Source organism: Burkholderia sp. Ac-20353 (assembly GCF_017104785.1).
Taxonomy (GTDB): Bacteria; Pseudomonadota; Gammaproteobacteria; order Burkholderiales; family Burkholderiaceae; genus Burkholderia.
The window spans coordinates 25,742-31,741 of the sequence record NZ_JAAGPL010000094.1 but is presented as its reverse complement, the minus strand read 5'-3'; the positions used below and the strand labels follow the sequence as shown (position 1 = coordinate 31,741).

Sequence of the window (6,000 nt, the reverse complement as noted above, 5' to 3'; positions counted from 1 at the left end):
CTCGATGGGCGAATGTGCGTGTCATGCGGCGTCCTTCACGAGTCCCGGCGTCGTCAACACGACGTCCTTCACCGCTTCGTAGTAGCGGACGTAGCCCGTGCAGCGGCAGAGGTGCGAATCGAGCGCTTCGGTGATCGTGCGCTCGACGTCGGCCTTCGCGACCGGCTGGCGCTTCAGCCGCTCGATCAGCACCGTGGCCGCGTTCACGAAGCCCGGCGTGCAGTAGCCGCACTGGAAGCTGAAATGCTCGAGGAACTTCTGCTGGACCGGCGACAGCTCGACCACTTCGCCCGCGTCGTTGCGCTTCGCGTGGCCTTCGACCGTGCGGATCGTGCGGCCATGGAAGAAGTGCGCGCCGGTGATGCAGGTGCGGACTTCCTCGCTCGTGCCGTCCGGCTTGTCGAGGATTACCACGCACGCATGGCAGATGCCCTGCCCGCAGCCGAGCCGGGAGCCGGTCAGGCCCGCGTATTCGTGCAGGAACTCGATCATCATCAACCCTTCGGGCACCTGCATCGGGCCGACGGACTTGCTGTTGATGGTCACGGACAGTGGCTTCGGCTGGAACCGGACGAGCGGGCGCTCGACCGGCGCGGCAGCAGGTGTCGGAGCCGGTGTCGCGGCTGCGGACGCCGGGGCCGGTGCGGCGGTTTGGGCGGTCGTCATGCGAGCACCTCCTGAATCTTTTGCGGGGTCACCGGCAAGTCGGTGAAACGATGGCCGATCGCGTGCGCGATGCCGTTCACGATCGCGCCGACGACCGGGATCATCACCACTTCGGCGACGCCCTTCGGCGGATCGGTTTCGGACAGCGGCGGCAGCACTTCGCCCGTCTGCGACCACACGGCGACGTCGGACGCGCGCGGCAGCGAATAGCGGTTGAAGTTCCACGTGCCGTTGCCGGGGCCGTCCTCGTACAGCGGCAGGTATTCGTGCAGCGCATGGCCGATACCCATCGCGAGGCCGCCCTGCAACTGGCCCGACACGAGCTGCGGCGAGATCTGGTTGCCGCACTCCATGATCGAGTGGTGCGTGAGCAGTTCGACCTTGCCGGTCGCTTCATGGATCGCCAGCTCGACGAGCGTGCCGACCGCCGTGTAGTACGTGACGGCCGCGTTGTTGCGGCTCGTCGGCGGGATGAACACGCGCTTGCGGTCCAGCACGCGATAGCCGTTCGCGGTCGGCGGCAGCGTGCCGCGGATCGCGGTTGCGCCGGCCGGCGCCTGGCCTTGCGCGGCGCTCGATACGGCGGCGCCGGAAGCGGCCGTATTCGCGTCAGCCGTGTTCGGCACGCCGATGCGCAGCGACAACCCGTCGATCGGCAAACGCTCGACCGCGCCGCCGATCTCGAACTCGGCGTCGGTCCACTGCCAGCGGTTGAACACGTGCGCGACCGCACCGGTCGGCAGGCCCAGCGCATAGGCCTGCTTCGCCAGCTGTTCGAACGTCAGCGGCTCGAGGCCGTCGGCCGTCAGCTTGCCGTCGACCCAGCGTGCGTCCTCGATGCGGATCGTGTACGGCGCGGCCTGCCCGCCGCCGAGGCCGCGCGTCCAGATCGACATCGCCGCGGGCCACAGCCCGTAGCGGAACACCGCGCGCGCGGCTTCGCGCGTGCTGTGCGTGAAGTAGTACGCGGAGTTCGTCGCGCTCGACGGCGACGCATAGCTCGGCGACCAGCGCGGGTTCGCGCTCAGCCGGTCCTGGTCGGCCTGCGACATCAGGTACGGATCGCCGCTCGTCTCGACCGGCAGGTCCGGCCAGTCGGTTATCGCGACGCGCACGTCCGTCGCCGGCCGGCCGAGCCATTTCGCGACCGCGACGGCCTGCGACGTCGACATCCCGGTGCCGATCTCGGCGGCCGTGTGATGCAGCGTGACGTTGCCGTTCTCGTCGAACTCGACCTTCGCGAACGACGCTTCCGCGCCGGTGCCGAAATCCTTCTGCACGCACGCGAAGCCGACGCCGTAGCGCCGGCCCGGATGCGCGGCCTCGAACTCGGCCTTGCGCGCGACACGGCGTGTCCACATCGGGTGCTGCCTCGCGCGTTCGAGCACGTCGTCGATGCGCAACGCGCCGGCCGGAATCGCACCCTGCGTGTTCTTCATCCCCGAGCGCAGCGCGTTCTTCAGGCGGAACTCGATCGGGTCGAGCTGCAACTGCGCGGCGATCTCGTCGATCGCCATCTCGGTTGCGGCCATGCTCTGCAGCGTGCCGTAGCCGCGCGCGGAACCCGCGTCGATCGCGCGCGACGCGATCGCGACCGCGGCGAGATCGCTCTTCGGGAAGTAATAGATCGATTGTGCGGCCGTCGCGCCGACCATCGCGACCGACGGCGAGAAGTTGCTGCGGCCGCCGCCGTTCGCCTCGAAGTCGCCCTTGAACGATTGCAGCAGCCCCGTGTTGCGGTCGACCGCGATCCGGTAATGCATCTTGAACGCGTGACGCTTAAGCGACGTCTGGAACTGCTCGTAGCGGTCGTTCGCGAAACGCACCGGGCGGCCGTCCGCGTACAGCGCGCAGACGAGCCCGTAGAACGGCACGTTGCAGTGATCCTTCGATCCGTAGCCGACCGTGTAGCACGGGTGCACGAACAGCTTCTTCACCGGGAAGCGGCATTTCGCGACCATCGCCGCGGCATTCTCGGCCACTTCGAGTGGCGACTGGGTCGGCACGACGAGGTGCAGTGCCTGCGTCGCGGCGTCGTACCAGCAGTTCGCGTTGTCGGGCTCGAGCGCGGCGGTGTCGACCGACTGCGTGCTGTAATCGCGGTCGAACACGAGCCAGTCGGCCGACGGATGGTCGAGCTCGCCGGCGATCTGAGCCGCATGGAACATCCCCTGCTCGTCGAGCTTGCCGTGTTCCTTGCCGTCCGGCCACACGGGCTGGCGCTTGCGCATCATGCTCGGGAAGATCGGCGCGTCCTTCAGGCTCGAATAGACGTCGTCGTCGTAGGCGGTCTTGCCGCCGACGCGCACGTAGCGGAACGTGCCCCACGGGTCGCGCTCGAGCGGGCCCGTGACCGTGCCGTAGCGGATCACGTCGTCGCGGAACTTGAGCAGGTTCTTCGCGAAGCGGAAGCGCGCGAAGTCGTGATAGATCAGGATCGCGACCGCATGGCCGAGATACGCGGGCGTCTTGCCGGCGGGCAGCAGCATGTCGTCGCCGTAGAACGCCGGGAACGCGACGCCGTCGCGCGCGAGGTCGTCGGCGGTGACGATGCGGTCGGGCTTCAGGTCGTCGCCGAGCAGCGCCAGGTCGAAACCTTCGTAGACGCGGTCGGCCTGCGTCGCGCGCAGGATCAGCGCATGCGACTGCTGTTGCGGCCAGTGCGGCATGTCGGCCGCGCGCACGTCGCGGGCGAACACTTTCGAGCCCGTGACTTTGGCGATGCCGTCGATGCGGAAACGGGGGATGCCGGTGACGCTATCCCATTTGACCGGTGTAAGGAGTTTTTCTTCGAAGAGTGCTGCGAATGCGCGGCTGCCGAGGGGCGCGACGTAGACTGCGACGCCCGCCAGCACGCTGGCTTTCAGAAAACCTCGCCGTGACAGGCCGTGGTTTTTCATGGGGGGACCTCCTGGTGCGGCTCGCGACGGCGAGCGGATGTCGCGGCCTTCGGAGCGGCGCGCATTCTGGCATCGTTTCCCGTATGGCGGCTATAGCGTTTCTCACATGTATTACTTATTGGAATGCATATAACGCGATGCGCACGGGCGGGTGCCCGTCATCCGACCGGATGGCGATGATTCATGTTATGGTCTTGCGCATCCGACCCACCGGTTTCGCCCGCAACGATGGGGGCGCCACCGGCGGTCATCGTGTCGAGGTCATCGATCATGGCAGTCAGGGCATCTCTCCTGCACTCCGTTCTCGCTACCCCTCCCTCCGGCAATCACCGCGTGACGGCTGCATTGCGCCCGTCCCTGCTCTCCACGCTGTTCGAAGACATCCGGCCGATGTTCCTGTCCGGCCTCGCAAGCAGTTTCGTCGCGGCCGTCGCGCTGATGCGGTTGCAGCAGACCTGGTGCCTGCTGTGGCTGATCGCCGATCTCGGCCTGCTCGCGGCGCGGCTCGCGGTCGCGCGCGCGTACATCGCGCACCGTGACGCCGGCGACCCGCGCGCGGAATACTGGGCGATGCGCTACGCGCCGGTGTCGCTCGCCGCATGTTTCCTGCTCGGACTGGGCACGATGGGTTGCGTGCAGGCCGTCGACGTCGAGCTCGGCACGCTGTCGGTGATGGTCGCGGGTGGCGTGTTCGGCGGGATCGGCTCGCGCAATGCGGCGCTGCCGCGTCTCGCGATGTCGCAGATCACGCTCGGCGTGCTGCCGATCGGGGCCGGCGCGCTGCTGGCGCCGCGCAGCGGCGCGTGGCTGCTGCTGCCGCCGATCGCGATCTACCTCGTCGCGATGCGCACGGTCGTGCAGCGGCACTACAAGGTGCTGGTCGCGCTGATGGCCGCGCGCCAGCGCAACGCCGAGCTCATCGCGCGCTTCGACGCTGCGCTGACGCACATGCCGCACGGCCTGTGCATGGTCGACGGCGAGAACCGCGTGGTCGTCGCGAACCGGCGCACCGCGCAACTGTTCGGCTCGCCGCGCGAGATCATGCTGAACACGTCGTTCCCGGACGTCGTCGTGGCGCTCGGTGCGGGCGTGACCGCAGAGCCCGACGATACCGCGCTTGGCGCGCGGTGCCGCGGCTGGCTGTTCCGCGAACCGGCGCCGTTCGAGATCACGCTCGCCGATGGGCGGCAGCTCGAGATGACGCGGCACCTGGTGCCGGACGGCAGCGCGGTGATCATCGTCGAGGACGTCACCGCTCGCCGCCGCGCGGAGCAACACATCCGCCACCTCGCGCGGCATGACGCGCTGACGGGCCTGCCGAACCGGCACGAACTCCACGCGGAGCTGAAGCGTATGCTGGCGCGGCGCACGCGGCGCCACGGGATGGCGCTCGGCGTCATGTATCTCGATCTCGATGGCTTCAAGGCGATCAACGACCGGTTCGGCCACCATGCCGGCGACGACGTGCTGACGCAGGTGGCCGCGCGGCTCAGGAAGACGTTGCCGCCCGGCGAGCTCGCGGCGCGCATTGGTGGCGACGAGTTCATCGTCGCCATCGACGACACGGAGATGGGCGCGTGCTCGAGCCTTGCCGAGCAGATCATCCTGCAGATCTCGGTGCCGTACACGCTGGCGATCGGCGAGACGGTGAGCCTCGGGATCAGCATCGGGATCGCGCTCGACGGCGGCGGCAGCACGCCGGAGGACCTGATTCGGCAGGCCGACAGCGCGCTGTATGACGCGAAGTCATCCGGCAAGGGCAGGTTCCGGTTTTATTCGAAAGGCAGTCGTGGGGTCGCGCCGGCTACGGCTGGTTGATGGCGGTCGGCTCACGCTTGGCCGGCACTTTCCCGTTTCGCCCGAAATCTGCCCGCAAGCCCGGCGTCAGCCGGTTTCATCCGCGCTACATTTCACACGCCGCACACGGGCGACGACGCGCGCGTCACGTTACATGTTTCGTAACATCGGGCCGTGCGGACCGCGGAATTCGCAGCAAAACGCTGCACGATCGGCGCATTGGCGGGGTTTTTCAGCTTGGCACTCTTATTGCTGTTCTCCGGGTAACAAAGAAAGTACTCGGGGAGCAAAAAATGGATACCGTCGAAGTCGTCAGCCGCAACGAGCCGATCAACGAAGCAACCGTGATCGACGGCGCCACGCTGATCAGGCGTCTCACGTCGTTCCGCCGTTCCGACCCGCGCGAAGCCGCATGCGTGAAGAATCCGCCGCTGACGCTGTACGGCGCGTATCGCCAGGGTGTCGACGACTACGCGGCGCGGCGCGCGAATCCGTATCGCGCCGGCAGTCGCCTGTGGGCGCTTTGGGAAGAAGGACGTATCGAGGCTGAAACCGACGCGCGCTGAGCGCCGCGCGCTGCAGTTCGCGTAGCGGCGCGGGCGAGCGCCTGTTCGGCCGGTTTCGGCCTGCCGGGCCG

General features: G+C 67.9%; 4 protein-coding genes. 2 read left to right on the top strand and 2 right to left on the bottom strand.

The window, feature by feature from the left end; genetic code table 11:
* Positions 1–21: 21 nt before the first annotated feature.
* Together G3N94_RS24355 and G3N94_RS24350 are read right to left on the bottom strand one after the other, a co-directional pair.
* Positions 22–666, bottom strand: coding sequence for a (2Fe-2S)-binding protein (locus G3N94_RS24355; RefSeq protein ID WP_205795119.1), 645 nt, complete (start codon positions 664–666; stop codon positions 22–24).
* On the bottom strand, positions 663–3,566 hold the full coding sequence (locus G3N94_RS24350) for a molybdopterin cofactor-binding domain-containing protein (RefSeq protein WP_205795118.1): 2,904 nt from the start codon (positions 3,564–3,566) through the stop codon (positions 663–665). The genes G3N94_RS24355 and G3N94_RS24350 overlap by 4 nt, the downstream gene beginning before the upstream one ends.
* Positions 3,567–3,836: 270 nt before the next feature.
* On the opposite strand from G3N94_RS24350, the gene G3N94_RS24345 reads away from it, so the two are divergent.
* Both G3N94_RS24345 and G3N94_RS24340 read left to right on the top strand, forming a co-directional pair.
* Positions 3,837–5,384, top strand: coding sequence for a sensor domain-containing diguanylate cyclase (locus tag G3N94_RS24345; protein ID WP_205795117.1), 1,548 nt, complete (start codon positions 3,837–3,839; stop codon positions 5,382–5,384).
* Between the two features lie 272 nt (positions 5,385–5,656).
* Entirely contained in the window at positions 5,657–5,929 is a 273-nt protein-coding gene (locus G3N94_RS24340) for a hypothetical protein (RefSeq protein ID WP_205795116.1), read from the top strand.
* Positions 5,930–6,000 lie beyond the last annotated feature (71 nt).

Coding starts and splice junctions, on each gene's coding strand:
- G3N94_RS24355 (WP_205795119.1), bottom strand. CDS start 666: ATGACGACCGCCCAAACCGCCGCACCGGCCCCGGCGTCCGCAGCCGCG.
- G3N94_RS24350 (WP_205795118.1), bottom strand. CDS start 3,566: ATGAAAAACCACGGCCTGTCACGGCGAGGTTTTCTGAAAGCCAGCGTG.
- G3N94_RS24345 (WP_205795117.1), top strand. CDS start 3,837: ATGGCAGTCAGGGCATCTCTCCTGCACTCCGTTCTCGCTACCCCTCCC.
- G3N94_RS24340 (WP_205795116.1), top strand. CDS start 5,657: ATGGATACCGTCGAAGTCGTCAGCCGCAACGAGCCGATCAACGAAGCA.